This is a genomic window from Staphylococcus sp. Marseille-Q1834, assembly GCF_916858875.1.
Classification (GTDB): domain Bacteria; phylum Bacillota; class Bacilli; order Staphylococcales; family Staphylococcaceae; genus Staphylococcus; species Staphylococcus pragensis.
Genome location: NZ_CAKASN010000001.1, coordinates 1,831,107 through 1,850,000, shown reverse-complemented (window position 1 = coordinate 1,850,000; position 18,894 = coordinate 1,831,107). Strand labels below are relative to the sequence as shown.

At 31.0% G+C, this 18,894-nt stretch carries 19 protein-coding genes; 4 read left to right on the top strand and 15 right to left on the bottom strand.

The annotated features are described in order from the left end of the window. Positions 1–642 precede the first annotated feature (642 nt). The 3 genes from perR to bcp all read right to left on the bottom strand — a co-directional run bounded on the left by perR (position 643) and on the right by bcp (position 2,601). The gene (gene perR, locus LIX58_RS09200; RefSeq protein ID WP_103298555.1) at positions 643–1,095 is read right to left on the bottom strand and encodes a peroxide-responsive transcriptional repressor PerR; all 453 of its coding nucleotides are present in this window, start codon (positions 1,093–1,095) and stop codon (positions 643–645) included. A 94-nt stretch (positions 1,096–1,189) separates the two neighbouring features. Beyond that, positions 1,190–2,140: a phosphoglycerate dehydrogenase gene (locus LIX58_RS09195; protein WP_154838325.1), complete on the bottom strand. Its 951-nt coding sequence runs from the start codon at positions 2,138–2,140 to the stop codon at positions 1,190–1,192. A 5-nt stretch (positions 2,141–2,145) separates the two neighbouring features. Further along, positions 2,146–2,601, bottom strand: a complete 456-nt coding sequence (gene bcp, locus LIX58_RS09190) for a thioredoxin-dependent thiol peroxidase (RefSeq protein WP_126566316.1) — start codon at positions 2,599–2,601, stop codon at positions 2,146–2,148. An 81-nt stretch (positions 2,602–2,682) separates the two neighbouring features. On the opposite strand from bcp, the gene LIX58_RS09185 reads away from it, so the two are divergent. After that, positions 2,683–3,972: a glutamate-1-semialdehyde 2,1-aminomutase gene (locus LIX58_RS09185; RefSeq protein WP_154838324.1), complete on the top strand. Its 1,290-nt coding sequence runs from the start codon at positions 2,683–2,685 to the stop codon at positions 3,970–3,972. Between the two features lie 158 nt (positions 3,973–4,130). Beyond that, complete coding sequence (locus tag LIX58_RS09180; protein ID WP_126566321.1) at positions 4,131–5,225, top strand: FUSC family protein; 1,095 nt, start codon at positions 4,131–4,133, stop codon at positions 5,223–5,225. 101 nt (positions 5,226–5,326) lie between these two features. On the opposite strand, the gene LIX58_RS09175 is transcribed toward LIX58_RS09180, so the two are convergent. From LIX58_RS09175 to mutY, 4 genes are all read right to left on the bottom strand, one after another. Then, entirely contained in the window at positions 5,327–6,643 is a 1,317-nt protein-coding gene (locus tag LIX58_RS09175) for an ISL3 family transposase (protein WP_226386176.1), read from the bottom strand. Between the two features lie 139 nt (positions 6,644–6,782). Next, a complete protein-coding gene (locus LIX58_RS09170; protein ID WP_126566323.1) occupies positions 6,783–8,519 on the bottom strand; it encodes an ABC transporter ATP-binding protein in 1,737 nt (578 codons plus the stop codon). Positions 8,520–8,683: 164 nt separating this feature from the next. After that, positions 8,684–9,226, bottom strand: coding sequence for a DUF402 domain-containing protein (locus tag LIX58_RS09165; protein WP_053030354.1), 543 nt, complete (start codon positions 9,224–9,226; stop codon positions 8,684–8,686). A gap of 125 nt (positions 9,227–9,351) precedes the next feature. After that, positions 9,352–10,395, bottom strand: coding sequence for an A/G-specific adenine glycosylase (gene mutY, locus LIX58_RS09160; protein ID WP_226386266.1), 1,044 nt, complete (start codon positions 10,393–10,395; stop codon positions 9,352–9,354). Between the two features lie 143 nt (positions 10,396–10,538). On the opposite strand from mutY, the gene LIX58_RS09155 reads away from it, so the two are divergent. Beyond that, positions 10,539–11,516, top strand: coding sequence for a metal-dependent hydrolase (locus LIX58_RS09155; protein ID WP_126566330.1), 978 nt, complete (start codon positions 10,539–10,541; stop codon positions 11,514–11,516). A 47-nt stretch (positions 11,517–11,563) separates the two neighbouring features. Here the strand turns inward: LIX58_RS09155 and LIX58_RS09150 are convergent, their stop codons facing one another. The 7 genes from LIX58_RS09150 to LIX58_RS09120 all read right to left on the bottom strand — a co-directional run bounded on the left by LIX58_RS09150 (position 11,564) and on the right by LIX58_RS09120 (position 16,987). Further along, complete coding sequence (locus LIX58_RS09150; RefSeq protein ID WP_226386265.1) at positions 11,564–12,403, bottom strand: teichoic acid transporter; 840 nt, start codon at positions 12,401–12,403, stop codon at positions 11,564–11,566. Further along, the gene (locus LIX58_RS09145; protein WP_154838321.1) at positions 12,382–13,899 is read right to left on the bottom strand and encodes an ATP-binding cassette domain-containing protein; all 1,518 of its coding nucleotides are present in this window, start codon (positions 13,897–13,899) and stop codon (positions 12,382–12,384) included. The genes LIX58_RS09150 and LIX58_RS09145 overlap by 22 nt, the downstream gene beginning before the upstream one ends. 15 nt (positions 13,900–13,914) lie before the next feature. Further along, entirely contained in the window at positions 13,915–14,229 is a 315-nt protein-coding gene (locus LIX58_RS09140; RefSeq protein WP_126566333.1) for a YfhH family protein, read from the bottom strand. Further along, entirely contained in the window at positions 14,222–15,025 is an 804-nt protein-coding gene (gene recX, locus LIX58_RS09135) for a recombination regulator RecX (RefSeq protein ID WP_154838320.1), read from the bottom strand. The genes LIX58_RS09140 and recX overlap by 8 nt, the downstream gene beginning before the upstream one ends. Positions 15,026–15,202: 177 nt before the next feature. Next, positions 15,203–16,015 (bottom strand): monofunctional peptidoglycan glycosyltransferase SgtB, encoded by an 813-nt coding sequence (sgtB, locus tag LIX58_RS09130; RefSeq protein WP_126566338.1) that lies wholly within the window; start codon positions 16,013–16,015, stop codon positions 15,203–15,205. A 220-nt stretch (positions 16,016–16,235) separates the two neighbouring features. Further along, positions 16,236–16,754 (bottom strand): type 1 glutamine amidotransferase domain-containing protein, encoded by a 519-nt coding sequence (locus LIX58_RS09125; RefSeq protein WP_103298567.1) that lies wholly within the window; start codon positions 16,752–16,754, stop codon positions 16,236–16,238. Positions 16,755–16,825: 71 nt separating this feature from the next. Further along, complete coding sequence (locus tag LIX58_RS09120; RefSeq protein ID WP_103298568.1) at positions 16,826–16,987, bottom strand: SE1561 family protein; 162 nt, start codon at positions 16,985–16,987, stop codon at positions 16,826–16,828. 157 nt (positions 16,988–17,144) lie between these two features. Between LIX58_RS09120 and yfkAB the strand changes: the two genes are divergently transcribed. Next, positions 17,145–18,284, top strand: a complete 1,140-nt coding sequence (gene yfkAB / locus LIX58_RS09115; RefSeq protein ID WP_186805209.1) for a radical SAM/CxCxxxxC motif protein YfkAB — start codon at positions 17,145–17,147, stop codon at positions 18,282–18,284. A gap of 49 nt (positions 18,285–18,333) precedes the next feature. Here the strand turns inward: yfkAB and LIX58_RS09110 are convergent, their stop codons facing one another. Further along, complete coding sequence (locus LIX58_RS09110) at positions 18,334–18,867, bottom strand: acyl-CoA thioesterase (RefSeq protein ID WP_126566344.1); 534 nt, start codon at positions 18,865–18,867, stop codon at positions 18,334–18,336. Between the last annotated feature and the right edge of the window lie 27 nt (positions 18,868–18,894).

Below are 18,894 nucleotides of genomic sequence, written 5' to 3'. Positions count from 1 at the left end.
ACTTAATTGATTATTTCAACATTTAATATCTTATAATGTTTTTGTTTTGTTTTCAATAGTCAAAATTACACTTTCTTAACATTAATTTAAAAAACTTAACTTTGTCTTTCAAGAAATGTTATGTGTTTTTGACGACTTTTATATAATAGCAAGATTAATTTAGAACGTCAATCATATACAAGACAAAAATAAGTTTAATATTTCACATGTAATGTATCCTTTAATTATAAAGAGTATATTTTATACTAATTACATTAAAAAACAGTTATTTTACTTAATTTATTAGTTCATTTCTTTGTTAATTCAATGTCAAAATCCTTATTATCTCTTCTATAATTAAAATAGGTTTTTTCTATTTTAAATTTCTTCTAATTACATACTGATAATGAGAGAGGTTTAATTTCAGTTTTGATCTAGATAATTTAATTATTTAAACTCAACTATTTCCATATTATGTTCATCCTAATATATTAAATATGCACTTTATCAACTTTAAAGTTATATAACTTAACTATTTAAACTCAACTTTTTAATTCTATTTAATTTTCTCTTTCTTGTTTAATGAGTGGTCTCAAAACAAAAAAAGACTGGAATAAATAATTATCCCAGCCTTCAGATCTAACTTAAATTAAATTGAATTCCCTATTCTTCTTTACCTTTGCATTCTTTACATAGCCCATATATTTCCATGCGATGATGTGTTACGTCAAATTCAGTTATATGTTGAGCAAGTTGTTCCACTTCATCTAATTGTGGATAGTGAAAATCGACTATCTTGCCACATTTTTCACAAATAACATGATAATGATTATGTGTATTAAAGTCGAATCTGCTTGAAGCATCTCCGTATGTTAATTCTTTTACAATGCCAATACTTTTAAATACTCTAAGATTATTATATATCGTCGCAACACTAATATTTGGAAAATCAGGTGAAAGTGCTTGATAAATTTCATCCGCTGTTGGATGAGAATGAGAAGTAATTAGATAACGAATAATTGCTTGTCTTTGTGGTGTAATTCTGATTCCTGCTTTTCTTAAAGCAGCAATTGATTCTTCAAGTTCATGTTCTATTGACTCTAATTCTGCACTCATTGAATTCACCATCTTTCTACTTAATAATAATTATTACTTAACATTAATATAACTGTTAAGAAAGCGGGCTGTCAATAAGTACAGCGTTTTTCAACTAGTATCCTTTATCTAAATCTACTCTATTCTCATTTACTTCATTCTTATTGAGAAAATCAGTTAAATTTCTTTCAAATATATCCGTTGCATCTTTTTTAATGTTTATATCATTACCTGTTATATGAGCTGTAATCGTCACATTATCCAAATCATATAAAGGATTATCCGCTTCAAGTGGTTCATTTTCAAATACATCTAAATAAGCATGACGAATCAATTTATTCTTCAATACTGCAACTATATCTTCTTGAGCAACTATTGTTCCTCTACCTATATTAATAAAGAGTGCTTCATCTTTCATTTTTTCGAAATGTGATGGATTTAATAGATGATACGTTTCTTTTGTTTCTGGGAGCGAATTAATAATTATATCTGCTTCCCCTATTATATTGTCCAATTCTTCAATTCTATATGTTTGATTAAATCCTGGCTTTTCTCTACCTGATTTACTCACTCCTACAATTTCCACATCAAACGGTGATAATAATTTAACCGCACGTTGTGCAATTGCTCCTGTACCTAAGAATAAAATTTTCTCGCCATCTAAACGTCTACCAGTTAATTTAGAATCATATTGATGTTCTTTTTGGTTAATATATGATGTACGCATTTTTTTATAATCATCTAATATAAATGCTAAGATAAATTCTGCTAACTGCTTTGCTTGCACACCTCTAGTATTAGTTAAGATGATGTCACGTTCTTTTATATAATCCAATGGTAAGTTGTTAACGCCAGTAGCATACCATGCTATCCATTTTAAGTTTGGGCAAGATTCTATAAAGCCTTTGTCAACGCCACCATCATATCCAATTAATACATCCACTTCTTTTCTTAAATTATCCGGTATTTCTTCTGCTTTTTTGAAAAATGAAAATTCTAAATCTGGATATTTATTTTCCAAATCACTTTCTATATCTCCAAGTCTTTTTAAGCTAACGATTTTCATAGAGTTCACCCCAATATTTGTTTAAGCTCATCTAATTGTGTTTTCACTTTCACTTTTTCAATGACATCTATAATATAACCGTCTTCATCAATTACAAACGTAGTACGTACAATTCCCATACTTTCTTTACCAAATGATTTCTTCAGTTGATAAACGCCAGTATCCTTAGAAAGTTGATAATCTTCATCCACTAGTAAATCAAAATTCAGATTATGTTTGTTAATAAAATTTTGATGCTTTTTCTTAGAATCTCCACTAATTCCGTAAACTTGAACATTCATTTCATTAAATAATGCTAAATTATCTCTGAAATCACATGCTTCTGTCGTACAAGTCGGCGTATTATCTCGTGGATAAAAATATAAGATAGCTTTGCTACCTTTAAGGGTTTCATTTGTTATCCATTCGCCATTTTGATTTTCTAATTTAAATTTTGGAAATTGTTCACCTTTATTTAACATAATTTCACCTATTTCTTCTTATAATTAGTTATATGATACGATAGTAATGAATATTTTTAAAATAAGAGAGGTTGATACTAAATGAAATTCACTGAGAGTGAACGTCTTCAAGAGTTATCTAATGAGTATATTTTAGGTGGAGTAAATTCACCTTCTCGTTCATATAAAGCAGTAGGTGGTGGCGCACCAGTAGTGATGCGCGAGGGTCATGGCGCATATTTATATGACGTAGATGGCAATAAATTTATTGACTATTTACAAGCATATGGACCAATTATTACTGGACATGCACATCCCCATATTACTGAAGCTATCCAAGATCAAGCAGCTAAAGGTGTATTATATGGTACCCCTACTGAGTTAGAAATTGAATTTAGTAAAAAATTGCGTGAAGCTATTCCTTCATTAGAAAAAATTCGTTTTGTTAACTCTGGTACCGAAGCGGTAATGACTACAATACGTGTTGCACGTGCTTATACTAAACGTAACAAGATTATTAAATTTGCTGGTTCATATCATGGTCACTCTGATTTAGTTTTAGTCGCTGCTGGTAGTGGTCCTTCACAATTAGGTTCTCCCGATTCTGCTGGTGTTCCTGAAAGTGTAGCTAAAGAAGTCATTACTGTGCCTTTTAACGATATTGAATCTTATCGAGAAGCTATGAAACATTGGGGTGATCAAGTTGCTGCAGTATTAGTTGAACCTATCGTCGGTAACTTTGGTATGGTAGAACCTCAGCCAGGATTTTTAGAAGAAGTAAATAAGATTACACATGACTATGGTGCATTAGTTATTTATGATGAAGTCATCACAGCCTTCCGCTTCCATTATGGTGCCGCTCAAGATTTATTAAATGTTTATCCTGATTTAACTGCATTCGGTAAAATTATCGGCGGTGGTTTACCAATTGGTGGTTATGGTGGTCGTCAAGATATCATGGAACACGTTGCACCTTTAGGCCCTGCTTATCAAGCTGGTACTATGGCTGGTAACCCTCTTTCAATGAGAGCAGGTATTGCATTATTAGAAGTTTTAGAACAAGATGGCGTATATGAGAAATTAGATTCCCTAGGTAAACGATTAGAAGATGGATTGAATAAGCTAATTGAAAAACATAACATTACCGCTACGATTAATCGCGTATATGGTTCACTCACTTTATACTTCACAGATGAAAAAATTACGCACTATGAACAAGTAGAAAATTCAGATGGTGAAGCATTTGCTAAATTCTTTAAATTAATGTTAAACCAAGGTATTAATTTAGCACCTTCTAAATTTGAAGCTTGGTTCTTAACTACTGAGCATACAGAAGAAGATATTGATAAAACATTAGAAGCGGCTGATTATGCATTTAGCCAAATGAAATAAAACTTAAGATTTTAAACTTAAGCCTATTAAATTGTTACATTCACATCTTAATAACAATTTAATAGGCTATTTTAATTTATTTAGGATAAAAACTTGTATAGAATAAAGGTTCGGTTGTATACTAAGTTAAAATTATTTCTTTAAAAGGAGCGTTATAGTTGAGGCTAGGAGCTCGTATATTAAAAACTGGAATCGCAATTATCCTTGCTCTGTTCATAGCTTCTTTTTTACCTGATAATGTTGGTTTAAAAGCTGTAGCAGGTATTAGTGCGATTGTTGCTATGCAACCTAATATCTATCGCTCAATTAAAACTATCTCTGAGCAAGCTACAGGGAATGTCATTGGCGCACTCCTTGCAGTCATTATGGTAACAATATTCGGCAGAAATATTGTTATTATGGGTGTAACAGTTATTTTATTAATCGCTATTTTATACAAAATTAATCTAGCGCACGTAGCTACTTTAGCAGGTGTAACTGCTCTCATTATTATGGGACAGCACACTGGATCATTTTATGTAGCAGCTACTTTTAGATTTATCCTTGTTATGATTGGCGTACTTAGTGCTTCAATTGTTAACTTGATTTTTTTACCACCTAAATTTGAAACCAAAATATATTATAATTCCGTAAATATTGCTTCAGATATATTTATTTGGTTCAAACTTGTGCTAAATGACGCTTCTGACTATCATCAGATTAAAGAAGATGGTGAACAAATAGAATCTCGCATTACAAAACTTGAACAAATCTTTAATTATTATGAAGAAGAAAAAGCATTAACGCGCAAAACTGCTTTCCAACAAAATAGAAAGAAAATCTTGTTTAAAGAAGTTGTTGGTACTACCAGACAAGCTTATGAAGTACTTAATCGAATGTCTCGTTACCAAAATGACTTGCATCATGTAAATCATAATTTAATCTTCCAAATTAAATTAGAGTTGGATTCGTTATCTGCTTATCATGAACAAATTTTAAAAAGCTTATCTAAGAAAGCAAAATATAATATCGAAAGTTTTGATAATCAAATTATAAATCCTCAAAAGAAAGATTTAATGGATGCTTTCCAACAACAATTAATCCAAAATCCTTATCAAACTGAGTATTCTTATTCAAATATCATGCAGATAATTGCTGCAATTGAAGAATATCGTTACTTCTTAGAACATCTTGATAGATTAAGATTAAGTTTCTTCACTTATCATCGTAACGATACTGAAATTGATATTGCTGATGAAGATTTTGATTTATGATTTTCAACTCATAAAAAATTCCGCATATTAAGTGATTGTGCTTAATACGCGGAATTTTTAGGCTCTACGTCAAATCGGACTGATGAGTCCTAATATTGAGATTAAGCAACCTTAGGTTGTTTAATCTCTTTTTTTGTTGTTGAGGCAAATAGTCGCGAAGTTATAATAATTCGATTACGTAAATTATCATAATTTCTATAACCAAAAGATACCCTTTTAATGAGTTTGATTTTATTATTAATTCCTTCTAACGGACCGTTGGTCAGGTTAGAATATATCATGGAGTTTTCAATGAAAGCTGTTAATCTTCTTAAAGTTCTAATGACTGGGCGTAATCTAGGACACACATCTGAAAGATGAATAGAAAAGAGTTTATGAGTAAATTTCTCTATTTGGTTTTCTTTTAATAATCGTCTTAGCTCATGAACGTAGTGATATGTATTAAATAATTCAACGTCTACACTTAATAAGTAATTCATAATTCCTTTTTCGGTTTTCCACTCTTTAAATAAACGGACTTTACGATAATTAAATGCCTCTAGCGTTTCAAAAGGTTTAAGAAATAGTTTCCAATAACTTTTATATTTATTGTAAAGCGGTCTATTAGAGGTTCTATAACAATTCATTATATGAACTCTAGACATATTTAACGCTCGATTTAAAGATTGAACAATATGGAAACGATCAATAATAATCTTCGCATTAGGAAATAATTGTTTGATTAGCGACATATAGGGTTCATACATATCAATCGTTACAGTTTTGACTTTTTGTCTTAGTTTCAAAGAATAACGATAAAAATGATCTTTCAGCGATTTTAACTTACGATCCGCTACCACATCTACGATGCGGTGTGATACAGCATCTGCATAAATAAAACTCATTTTTCCAATTACATTTTTAACACTTTTAAATTCGTCCATCATTAAGTGTTCAGGTAAAGCATCAAAAGAAGACTGACCTACGTCGCTTGCCGCTTGATTAATCACTCTAGATACAGTCATTGATGATACTAAGCATGACTTAGCGATAGATTTTTGAGAGCGGTATTCTTGTACTTTATCTAAAACTGCAAGTTTTGTTTTGTTAGAAATAAAACAATAATCGTCGACAATATTAGATTTAGCAGTAAAATAACTATCACATGTTTTACAATAAAATCTTTGTTTTTGAAGCTTTAAATAAGCAGGCATTTCCATAATTTTAAGTAAAGTAATCATTGAAGTTTTCTTCCCATTTTTCACTATAGAGAAATTTTCGTTTTTAGTTAAACAGTTTTCACAATGTGTAGGTTGATAAGTAAGCTCTGCATAGTAAAACAAACTCTTTCGTCCTTTATATTTTTTCTCAGTCACTTCATCTGAAAAATTTAGATTTTTATCTTTAATTCTTAATGTATTTAATATAGACTTACACATAGGCGCATTACCTTTCTTTTTTATTTGGTGTGGTAGCTAATAATTATAGAGGTAATTGCGCTATTTTTGTATTCAAAACATAAAAATTTGACTGATGATTTTTAGTCATCAGTCCAATTTATTATAGAGCCAATTTTTATTATAAATTTTGAATGCTATATAAATGTTCGTATGCGCCTTTTTTAGCAATAAGTTCATTATGTGTGCCTGTTTCAACTATTTGACCATTTTGCATAACGATAATTTTATCGGCATGAGTAATAGTTGAAAGTCTATGTGCCACGATTAAAGTTGTTCTATCTTTACTCAATACATCTAAAGCTTCTTGAATTATTGCTTCACTTTCTAAATCGAGAGCACTTGTTGCTTCGTCTAAAATTAAAATAGGCGGATTATTTAAAAATATACGTGCAATAGAAAGACGTTGTTTTTGACCACCAGAAAGCTTAACGCCACGTTCCCCTACTTCAGTATCATAACCTTGGGGAAGGTTCATAATGAAGTCATGAGCGTTTGCCATTTTAGCCGCTTCAATTATTTCATCTTCTGTAGCATCTGGTCGACCTAATAATATATTTTCTCTTACAGTATCAGAGAATAAAATATTATCTTGCTGTACTAAACCAATTTGATTTCTTAAGCTACCAGTTAAAAAGTCTTTAATATTGTGATTATCTATGAGAATCTCACCTTGAGTAACATCGTAAAATCGCGGAATAAGATTGATTAATGTTGATTTACCGCCACCACTCATTCCAACGAAAGCTACGGTATCTCCACGTTCAATATTTAGATTTATATTTTTTAAAACAAGTGACTCATCATCGTTATATTTAAAACTAACGTCTTTTAATTCAATATGTCCTTGTTTAATTTCAATAGGTTGTGCACCTACTCCATTTTTAATGTCATAATCTTCATCCATTAATTGGAATACCCTGTCCATTGAAGCAAAACTTTGTGTCAACGTTGTAAATGAAGCAACTAATCTTCTTAACGGACCAAATAATTGTTCCAAATATCCAACAAAAGCAGCTAATGTACCCACAGTGATTGAGCCGTTAATAGCTAGGTAAGCACCAACGCCAATGACAATGATAGGTCCTAAATCTGTTACTGTATTGATAGCCGCAAATGAATAAGCATTCCATGAAGTATGTTTAAAGGCTTTACTTAAGAAATTTTTATTTCTATGATCAAAATTTTTCGCTTCGTTGTCTTCAATAGCGAAACTTTTAATAACTGACATCCCTTGAACACGTTCATGTAGAAATCCTTGTACCTCTGCAAGTGCTTGTGAACGTTTACGTGTTAATTGTCTTAAACGTCCAAAGAAGAAATAAACAGTTAAAATATAAAATGGGAAGATGAAAATTGCTGCTAACGTTAATTTAACATCTAAAAAGAACATAATTGAAAGTGCAATAATAATAGTTACACAGTCTAACCATATATTCATTAGACCTGTAAGAATGAAATCTTTAGTTTGTTCTACATCATTAATGACTCGTGAAATAACTTGGCCAACTTGATTATTTGCATAGAATCTTGCACTCAATGCTTGCAAATGATTATATAATTGCTTTCTAATATCATATAAAATTTTGTTACTTGTCCATTGAGCTAAATATTGGCGAAGATATTCGATAGGTGGTCTAACAATTAAGAAGATAAATAATGCTATCCCAATCGCTACTGCTAAGTGTTGGAATTTTTCATTAGTAGAAAGCGCATGGTTATTAATAACGCCATCTATAGCATATTTAATTAATAATGGTATTAACATTGGTATGCCGAATTTAATAATACCAATAATGATCGTCGCGAATATACGATATTTATATGGTTTCACGAACTCTAAATAGCGTCGTATCATTCGTGTTCCCCCCTCCATCCATTTACGCTTATTTGTGAAAATTAATAGAGGTTGAAGACTTAACTTACAAACTTTAGCGTCTGTAATAAAAAAGTAATTTCAACCTCTCATTATTATTACTCAAGTACTATAAAACAATTATGTACTGATTACATCTATTATGCTTAGTAATTACGAATCTTTTTATATCGTTCTTTCCACACTTTAATAAAATCAGGCGCAAACGGTCCTTTTTTCTGTTCAATCCATTGTTGTAAAATATCGACATTACGACGTAAAATCACATCAATATCATGAGGATAATTCATTTGATTCATATGTTGTTCATATTCATCTTCATCTAACAGATGATATTTTCCATTTGGATACACTTTTATATCGAGATCATAATCAATATATTTTAATGCCTCTTCGTCACAAACAAACGGTGAAGATAGATTACAATAATAATAAATGCCATCTTCTCTGAACATACAAATCACATTAAACCAGTATTCAGAATGGAAATAGACAATGGCTGGTTCTCTAGTAATCCAAGTGCGACCATCGCTTTCAGTGACTAAAGTATGGTCATTACCTCCAATGATTACATGATCCGTTCCTTTTAAAATAGTCGTTTCAGACCATACTCTATGGATATTTCCATCATGTTTATAGCTCTGAATTTTTATATTTTCGCCTTCTTTAGGTATGGATTCTTTTACCATACTCCACACCACCTTTTAATCATTTTTTTGCACTTTAAATTATAGCATATTTTTTACAAAAGACTTGAAACATCATTAAAATACTTCTAAATTAACTGTTCTATCGCGTCATAAAGATTGTCGAATTATCCAATGATAAATCGATATATTTTGTCCATCGATACAGGAAGCGTATATTGGTGACGTTCATTTAAATCTAACCATTCCATCTGATCTTTAAACTTCTCTAGAGAAATATCCACGTCTTCAATGACACTATAAACATTTATATTCCATGTCATATGTGTAAATTGATGTTTAAGATGAAATATTGATTCATCTGTAATTGTTACTGAAATGTTTAATTTTTCTTCTAATTGTTTTAACGCCTCTGGCCCTTCAAACATTGGGAATTGCCACATACCATTTAATAATTTTTCCTGTCTTTTTTCTATCAAATATTCACCTTTAGAATTTCTTATTAAAAAGACATTTTGATTTTTTGTTTTCTTACTAATCTTTTTCGTTTTAACTGGCAAATCAAGGACTGTTCCTTCTTTGAATGCTTCACAATTTTCTTGCACTGGGCAAAATAAACATAACGGATTTTTAGGTGTGCAAACCAATGCGCCTAATTCCATCATAGATTGATTAAACGTACCCGCTTCTTCTTGTACATAAGGAAGTAATTCTTGTTCATATGCTTTACGCGTAGACTGTAGTTTAATATCTCGTTTGTCATTATTCAATCTTGACCATACACGAAAGACATTTCCATCTACCGTAGCTAATGGTTGATTAAACGCAATACTCATGACAGCTGCTTGTGTATACGGTCCTACTCCTTTTAATTGAGCAAACTTATCGGGAGAAGATGGAACTTCCCCATTATACTTCTCTTCTACTTCTTTAATAGCAGTATGAAAGTTACGCGCACGACTATAATATCCAAGGCCTTCCCAATATTTCAGAACTTCATCTTCATTGGCTTTGCTTAATGCTTCGACCGTTGGGAAGCGACGAATGAATCGATGATAATAATCTATGACGGTTTTAACTTGAGTTTGTTGTAACATTACTTCACTTAACCAGATATAATAAGGATTTGTCGTTTCACGCCACGGCATTTCTCTTTGATTTTTTTCGAACCATGTTACGATATTATTTTTAAAAGTGGGTTCGTTGAACATTTATATTTTCCTTTCTACGTTCATTTTTATTTTACTTTATCCAATTTAACTAATTTTTTATTTTTTATTAAGTATCTTAATTTTGTTATTCTAATTTTTAGATTATAATATATATTAAATTCAAATGAAAAGAGTGAACTTTTATGGATACAGCCACACATATTGCTATGGGTGTCGGATTAACCGCATTAGCTACGCAAGATCCTGTGATGGCCGACACAATGGTAGCTACGGCTACAACTTTAATTGCTGGGTCTTTAATCCCTGATGGTGATACTGTTTTAAAATTAAAAAATAATGCAACTTACATTTCTCATCATAGAGGTATTACACATTCAATTCCGTTTACTATTTTGTGGCCAATATTAATTACATTCGCAATTTACATTTTATTTCCACATATAGATGCAACACATGTATGGTTGTGGGCGCAACTTGCAGTATTTCTACATGTATTTGTAGATATTTTCAATTCTTATGGTACGCAAGCGTTGCGACCGATTACTAATAAGTGGATTCAACTCAGTGTTATTAATACGTTTGATCCCATTATCTTTGGTATTCTATGTCTTGGTATCATTATTTGGGCATGCGGAGTTCATCCGTTCTTAGTGTATTTCCCTATTATAGCGATACTTATTGTTTATTATATTGTTCGTTTTAAAATGCAAGCGACTATTCGCAAACAAGCTTTAAAACAAATTCAACAACAACATCGTCCAGTTAAAATCTTTGTAGCGCCTACGATGAAATTTATGGAATGGCGTGTCGCAATTCAAACTGAAGAACATGATTACGTTGGTCGTGCATACGGTCGAAACGTCACATTTACTGACAAAGTTAAACGTCAGAAATTTTCACCAGACTCATTATTATGGCAAATTAAAGGTAATCCTGATATTAGAACTTTTTTAAATTTCTCATCTATTTATCGTTGGCAAACACGTCAGCTAGATGATGATACTACTGAAATTAGATTAATCGATTTACGCTATTTAAATAAAGGTCATTATTCTTTTGCAGCGATTGCACATTTAGATAAAAACAATCATATCGATCATTCTTATATTGGTTGGGTATTTACAGAAGAAAAATTACAAAAAAAATTATACTCACATTAATAGAATAAGGTACGCTATCAAATAGATTTATTGATAGCGTACCTTTTTTATTTCACCTGTTGTTGTGTATCATCTTTTACATTTTGGGTATGATTTGTATATTTATACTTTTCATGAGCAACATAGCGCACTAACATGAAATTGATTGTACCTAACAAGACTAAGAAAATAATAAAATAAATGTGATAAGCGATATTATACATATTTACAGCACCAAAAATAACTGAACTAGCTGAGCCATCTAAAAGATAATACATTGGATTAATCTTTAAAATTTGGTTAATAATATGGAATTTCGTACTAGGAATATAAATAATTGGCACTAAGAAGAAACAAATCGCACTAACAATCATAAATAGTTTAGTTACTTTGTTGCTAATTAAATCAAGTAATCCTAGAGTTACGACAATAAATATCATAAACAGTATACACATTAAAGCAAAGAATAAATATGAAATTACCGAAGTTTCTAAGTTCGTAGGTTTAAAAATAGCTATAATAAATGATAATACCCAAATAACAATATTACCCATGATGATATTCATGATAGCAGTAACTAAAGGTGTTAATTGAAACGACTTAGTAATTAGGTAATCTCTACTATACTCCATATATGCTTTATAAATTGTACTTACTATTGATATAAATGTAATCAAAGTAGTAAGTCGATATAACCATTGAGCTTTAACTATTTCCTCTATTTCTAAAAAAGATACACATAACAGTAAGATAACAACTAGAATCAACTGTGCTAAGAATAAGTAAGCAAACCATTTCCATGTATTAAATAATCTTTGCTTTGCAAATTTTAAAAGCGATGGAAAGTGTTTAAAATATAAAATTAAATTATCTATCATTTTTCCACCTACAATTCCACATAAATCCATTTATTGTTCTTCATATCAGCAATTAAATAGCCATCAGTCGTTTTAACAGTCCACAAATCTTGTTTAATATGATATTTGTTTTTTAATTTATCTTTGTCAACTATTGGATATACAAAACCAGTCAATTTATTCTCGTCATTAAATAACATATCAATAGGTTGTTGTGTTATAGGCACTACAAAGCGCTGATCTTTTTCTGGTACAAGTGTTTTCTTTACTTGATCGTGTTTTTTATGTAATTGGCCATTGAAATAATCAACGTAGTTACTATAGTTTGATTTCATATATGGTGCCAACGTTTTAAATTCATGAGATTCATAGAGGGCAGCCGGATTAAAATATTGCAATTTACTTTTTCCAATTTCATAATTTTTATCATCAACGACAACGCGGTAATTTTTAGCACTTTCACCTGTAATAGTAACGAAACTATATTTTGGTATATTGCGATTTTCTTCTCCATTTAATTTGACTGATTTATCAAGAACAATGCCATATGCCAATTTATCTTCAAATGGATCCTTATCTTTATTTTGTACTTTCTTTTGAACTTCATTCGCTGGTATTTCAATTTTACCGACATTATTTACTACCATTGCAGCAAATAATACGAAAGCTAATAATCCTGCAATTAATATCGTCCAAAATTTAACTATGAAATCCGGAATTTTGACATGTTTATATCGTTCAACTCTTTTGAAGCTGTAACTCATCTCAGGTAATCGGCTTCGACTTTCTTTCCAATCAAGGTCAAAATTTTGCTTCTCTTCTTCACTTTGAATACTTAATCTATCACGTTCATGTTCTCTAAATACTGGCAATACTTGATTTAATGAGCCTTCTAAACGCAATTGCCCATGTGAAATCCATGCTACATAGTTACTAACTTGAGCAACTTTATCTACATCATTATCAATAAAGACAATCGATAGGTTCTCAGAAACATAATCTTTAGTCAGTTCTTTCGCTTTTTGTAAAAAGTCTTCATTAAGATGTTCAATAATGTGATTTAAAATTATCACTTCATTTCGGCATACTCTTGCAATACTCAATATCAATTGCGCAAATTCTGCATGACTAAGCTCATTCACTTTTGTAGAAGATTTCTCATCTAAATGTGCAAATTTAATAATTTGTTCAACACTATGTGAAGATGTTTCGTATGTAAATAATCGTTGAATATCTTGAGTATATTCTTCTACAGTAATATTTAATAAATGTTTATCTTTAATATCACCATAATATGTAGAAACCGATTGAATCACTTTACCTCTATCGGGTTTGATATCACCGGACATAATCCTGCCAAGCAATGTTTTAGATGAGCCAGGTTCTCCAATAATTGCTAGCGCTTCACCTTGATATATATGCAATGATATCTTATTTAATTCAATATCTTCAGCAGCATAGCCAAATGGTAAATACCATTTCCTATCTTTCTTATTCCTATAATATTGCGTAACGTTAAGTAACTTTAAAACTATAGAACTTCCCATTCTTGTTACATCCTTCTAAATTTTTAATAAAGCGATTGGCAAACCTTCCTCTGGATTAGAACTATTAATTCTATACCCCCATGCGAATATACCTTTTAAACGTTCGACTTTAAAATATTGTTCACTGCCATCTGCTAATTTATACATTCTGCCAAGTTCGATTTTATTGCGATCTACCAAATAACTTTCGGCTACAATCACTTTACTCTGGTAGACATCATATTCATTCATAATGCCGTTCATTTCTGCTTTACGCATTTTCTCTTTATACGTTTGAATTTCATGTCTTAATTCTTGTTCAGACATTTCACTAAGTTTTTTATCATTCATCAGAAATACCACTTTCTTCTAATTTATCTTTAATTTTATCATATTTATAGCCTTTTCTCATAAGGGACTCGATGGTTTTCATCACAAGCATTTGTCCATCATATTTACGACGTTGTTTATGATAAACTTTCTCTAAATCACGTTGTAGTAAATCATCCATCATCGCTTCATCTTGCGTAAAATCTAATTCACTCATAGCTTGATTAGCTACTTCCATAGAATACCCCTTTTGAACTAAGCTCTGCAAAACTTTTTGTTTTATTTTACTTTCTGGACCTTTTTTAGTTTTCATTATTTTTTGGGCTACATTAACTACCGCTTCTAAGGGTTGTTCTTCCTCATATATCGCTACGAAATGATTAATAATGTTAGGTTCTACCCCTAATTGGTACAATTTCTGTTTATATACTTCCGGTCCTTTATCAGTAGTATTAATCATTGTATTTTTTAAACTTTCAGCGTAATCATTGTGATTAATATATTGTTCTTTATAGCAGTAATCAATAACTTGTTGAATTGCCACATCACTAATTTCACTTTTCTCTAAATGTTGGCGCACTTCTTTTTCCGTTCTCTTTTTATAAGATAAATATTGAATGGCTATATTCACACCCAATCTATAGTGTTCATATTTCTGGATTTGTTCCATTTCAGCCGCTTCAACTACATGTCCTTTTTTCAAATTAAACTTCACTAAGGTATCGATATCTATGCCCATTTCAAACTCTCCATCTAAGAACAGATTGAAACGTTCCTTATTCTTCTTTTGAACTTCAATTTTTGTAATTTTAGGCATAATTTTCCCTCCTTTTCTAAAAATGAATAATTATAATTGCTCGAGAATATTTCTAACTTCAACATTTATCATTTTATAATAGCTATCCTCACTCTCAAAGCATTTTAACTATCTAGATAAATAAAAAATGAAGATTAAGACTTTTTAATCATCTTACTCTTCATTCATAACAACATCTTAATAATTATTTAATTGTGATAATGCTTCTTGATATTGGTCATCATTAATATAATTTTGTTGTTTCATTTTTTCTAAATTTGTTTTAATACGATTTTTAAAATTGTCGGACATGTTATTGATATCATATACACTTGGTGCGTTCACTTTACTTGCTAAAATAGCACTTTGTAACACAGTAATTTGAGACATACTACTATTGTTTTGATTAGTAGTAGTTCCAAAGTAATAGTTTGCAGCACTCTCAATTGTATATTGATCACTACCATAATAAATATTATTTAAATAAAAACTTAAGATTTGGTTTTTATTATATTCTTGCTCTACTTTGTGAGCTACAAACAGTTCTTTAAGTTTTCTAGTAAATGATCGTTCATTATCATAGTAATAGTTTTTTACAGTTTGTTGTGTGATCGTACTTCCACCTTGAACGTCATGTTCACCTATCGTTGAAAATATGGCACGAACCGTTCCTTTAACATCAACTCCATGATGTTTATAAAATCGTTCATCCTCCATAGAAATAAATGCCCCTTTTACATAATCAGGCATATTATCTACTGGAACATAACTACTTTTATTCTCAATTGTTTGTAAAGCCTCCACATTCGCTCTAGAAGATAAGAAATACATTAAACCAGTAAACAAAGCGAATAGGATTGCAAAAATAATAAATATTCTTAAAAAAATACGTTTACTTTTTTTCTTTTTAGGCGGTTTACCTACAGGTCTGTAATACGTATTATAATGTGGTTCATTTTGATGATGTGGATATCTCTCAGGCGAGTTGTTATATCTTTGGCTTCTTTTCATGCGCTAGCTCCTTTACTTAAACTCACTCTATATTTGAGAGTTTAACAGTACTTTATATTTTTAGCTATACTTATCATCAAAAATCAGTCCCAAGGTGTATTACGTATGCGACTTGAGACTATACAAAGCAAAAAGCTGTCCACAAAGTCAATGACTCCATGGACAGCTTTACTTGAAACAAATATATGCTTCAAATACTAGTTAATCTTATTAAATATAATTAGTCTTCTAATTGTTTTACGATTTCTCTATTGAAATCATCTAAATCGTCAGGTGTACGGCTTGTAACGATATTTTTGTCAACAGCTACTGATTCATCAACAACGTTTGCACCTGCATTTGATAAATCTTTACGTACGTTTAATACAGCAGTTAAAGTACGACCATTTAAATCATCAGTATCGATTAATACTTGAGGTCCGTGACAAATTGCGAATGTTGGTACATCATTTTTAGTGAAATATTTAGCGAATGCGCCATAACGACCTTCTGCATCTCCACGTAAGTGGTCTGGAGAGAAGCCACCAGGAATTAATAATGCATCGTAGTCTTCTGGTTTAGCATCTGCAATGCTTACATTAACTGTAGCTTTTTCACCATGTTTACCAACTACTTCTGCGTTAGCAGTATCTCCAATAATTTCAGTTTCAAATCCAGCTTCTTCTAAAGCTTCTTTAGGACTTGTTAATTCGATATCTTCAAATTCGTCTGCTAAGATAATTGCTACTTTTTTAGCCATATGTGTATCACCTTTCTTAACTAATTTATATTTAATATATAGACAAGTTTAAGATGCTTTAAACATAAAATTTATTTAGAGACTTGTTTTACTTTCTCTTCTAACTGATCTAGTAATCCAATCCACTCATCAATATCTTCTACACTGACTTCATCTGGATTAACATGATCGATATCCTCTAGAAATTTTGATAAACGACTTTTAATTTGGTCAATAGTTTGTTTTTCATCCATTAAAATGAACGCTCCTTTAAAAATGATTTTATTTAACTATTACGTTAGTTTTATCCTAACAGAATTTGACAAAAAGGGATATAATCTTAATAATGTTTACTGTACTTTTTAGCAACGGAGAAAGGAATTTATAAGTTTAGGAGTAATAAAAATGTTGATGACAAATAGTAAAAAACCCATTTCGATAACAAATGATCCGTGGGAAGCTTATAATGATATCGAAGAACATGGGAACTTAACTTTAAGTAATATTGAATTTACTACCACTAATTTATGTAATATGCGTTGTAGCCATTGTGCTGTAGGTTACACATTACAAACCAAAGATCCAGACCCTCTACCTATGGATTTAATTTATAGACGTTTAGATGAAATCCCTCATTTACGTACAATGTCTATTACTGGTGGCGAGCCAATGTTTTCTAAGAAATCTATTAAAAACGTTGTGAAGCCACTTTTAAAATATGCGCAAAATCGCGGTATTTATGTACAAATGAATTCTAATTTAACACTTCCTCAAGATCGTTATTTAGATATTGCTGAATATATTGATGTAATGCATATTTCTCATAACTGGGGTACGATTCAAGAATTTACTGATGTTGGTTTCGGCGCAATGAAGAAACAACCTCCATTGAAGGCGAAATTAAAATTATATGAACAAATGTTAGACAATGCGAGCACTTTATCTGAGCAAGGGATGTTTGTATCAGCTGAAACAATGTTAAATCAAAGCACTTTACCTTATTTAGATAAGATACATAATGAAATTGTGAATGATATGAAATGTAGCAGACATGAAGTTCATCCTATGTATCCTGCTGACTTTGCGAGTCAACTTAACGTGTTGTCGCTTAAAGAAATGAAATCAGCTATTCATCATTTATTAGATATTCGTGATGAAGATGTTTGGATGTTATTTGGTACATTACCGATTTACCCATGTATCAATGATGAGAATGATCAAGCGTTATTACAACGTTTAAGAGATGCTAAAAACGTTACTATGCGAAATGACCCTGATGGTCGTAGCCGTTTAAACGTGAATGTATTTAGTGGTGATGTGATTGTTACAGACTTCGGTGATGAAAATGGAACGATTTCTAATATAAAACGTGATAAGTTAACAGATGTGTTTAATACTTGGTTAGATAGTGATTTAGCGAAATCTTTAAACTGTCACTGTGAAGCGTTCCAATGTTTAGGACCAAATGTGTTAGTCAAAAATATGTATTATCCAAATACGGATTTCAAACAAAACGAAATTGCTATGCATAGCGAACATATATTTAATTAGATTAAAAGAAGCGGTTGGAACTTAACTAACATTCCAGCCGCTTCTAAATTTATACTTCTTCGATATTTTGTGCATTTGATAGAAAATCTAAAGTGCTTTTACTTTCTTCACGTCTATCTTTTCTACGTTGAACACGTTTAGGTGCGCTTTCGTAGAACCATTTCTCCACTTTCGTTTCTGGATAAACCTTAGGTACTTGCACAGGTTTGCCGTCATCATCTAATGCTACAAATGTTAAAAAACTTAATGCAGCTAAGTGTCTTTCTTTATTTAATACGTCTTCAATGATAATTTGAACACAGACTTCCATTGAACTTGTACCCGCATAACTTACCATTGCTTCATATGAAGTAATATCACCTGTTTTAATCGGTCTTAAGAAATCGACTGAATCTGTAGATGCTGTTACTACTTGGGCATTCGCATGTTTCATTGCAGTAATAGCAGCAATTTCATCTATATTAGCCATTAAAGAACCGCCAAACATTGTATGATGATGGTTGGTATCTTGTGGAAAGACTTGTTTGGCTTTAACACTTTTTGACTCAGACATTGATTTTTTCTCAACTTGCTTTTGTGACATTCTGACTACCCCTTTTATATATTCTAT

What these genes read in the sequence shown, in the direction of transcription:
- perR (WP_103298555.1), bottom strand. Translation starts at nt 1,095, where the DNA reads ATGAGTGCAGAATTAGAGTCAATAGAACATGAACTTGAAGAATCAATT.
- LIX58_RS09195 (WP_154838325.1), bottom strand. Translation starts at nt 2,140, where the DNA reads ATGAAAATCGTTAGCTTAAAAAGACTTGGAGATATAGAAAGTGATTTG.
- bcp (WP_126566316.1), bottom strand. Translation starts at nt 2,601, where the DNA reads ATGTTAAATAAAGGTGAACAATTTCCAAAATTTAAATTAGAAAATCAA.
- LIX58_RS09185 (WP_154838324.1), top strand. Translation starts at nt 2,683, where the DNA reads ATGAAATTCACTGAGAGTGAACGTCTTCAAGAGTTATCTAATGAGTAT.
- LIX58_RS09175 (WP_226386176.1), bottom strand. Translation starts at nt 6,643, where the DNA reads ATGTGTAAGTCTATATTAAATACATTAAGAATTAAAGATAAAAATCTA.
- LIX58_RS09170 (WP_126566323.1), bottom strand. Translation starts at nt 8,519, where the DNA reads ATGATACGACGCTATTTAGAGTTCGTGAAACCATATAAATATCGTATA.
- LIX58_RS09165 (WP_053030354.1), bottom strand. Translation starts at nt 9,226, where the DNA reads ATGGTAAAAGAATCCATACCTAAAGAAGGCGAAAATATAAAAATTCAG.
- mutY (WP_226386266.1), bottom strand. Translation starts at nt 10,395, where the DNA reads ATGTTCAACGAACCCACTTTTAAAAATAATATCGTAACATGGTTCGAA.
- LIX58_RS09155 (WP_126566330.1), top strand. Translation starts at nt 10,539, where the DNA reads ATGGATACAGCCACACATATTGCTATGGGTGTCGGATTAACCGCATTA.
- LIX58_RS09150 (WP_226386265.1), bottom strand. Translation starts at nt 12,403, where the DNA reads ATGGATTTATGTGGAATTGTAGGTGGAAAAATGATAGATAATTTAATT.
- LIX58_RS09145 (WP_154838321.1), bottom strand. Translation starts at nt 13,899, where the DNA reads ATGGGAAGTTCTATAGTTTTAAAGTTACTTAACGTTACGCAATATTAT.
- LIX58_RS09140 (WP_126566333.1), bottom strand. Translation starts at nt 14,229, where the DNA reads ATGAATGATAAAAAACTTAGTGAAATGTCTGAACAAGAATTAAGACAT.
- recX (WP_154838320.1), bottom strand. Translation starts at nt 15,025, where the DNA reads ATGCCTAAAATTACAAAAATTGAAGTTCAAAAGAAGAATAAGGAACGT.
- sgtB (WP_126566338.1), bottom strand. Translation starts at nt 16,015, where the DNA reads ATGAAAAGAAGCCAAAGATATAACAACTCGCCTGAGAGATATCCACAT.
- LIX58_RS09125 (WP_103298567.1), bottom strand. Translation starts at nt 16,754, where the DNA reads ATGGCTAAAAAAGTAGCAATTATCTTAGCAGACGAATTTGAAGATATC.
- LIX58_RS09120 (WP_103298568.1), bottom strand. Translation starts at nt 16,987, where the DNA reads ATGGATGAAAAACAAACTATTGACCAAATTAAAAGTCGTTTATCAAAA.
- yfkAB (WP_186805209.1), top strand. Translation starts at nt 17,145, where the DNA reads ATGACAAATAGTAAAAAACCCATTTCGATAACAAATGATCCGTGGGAA.
- LIX58_RS09110 (WP_126566344.1), bottom strand. Translation starts at nt 18,867, where the DNA reads ATGTCACAAAAGCAAGTTGAGAAAAAATCAATGTCTGAGTCAAAAAGT.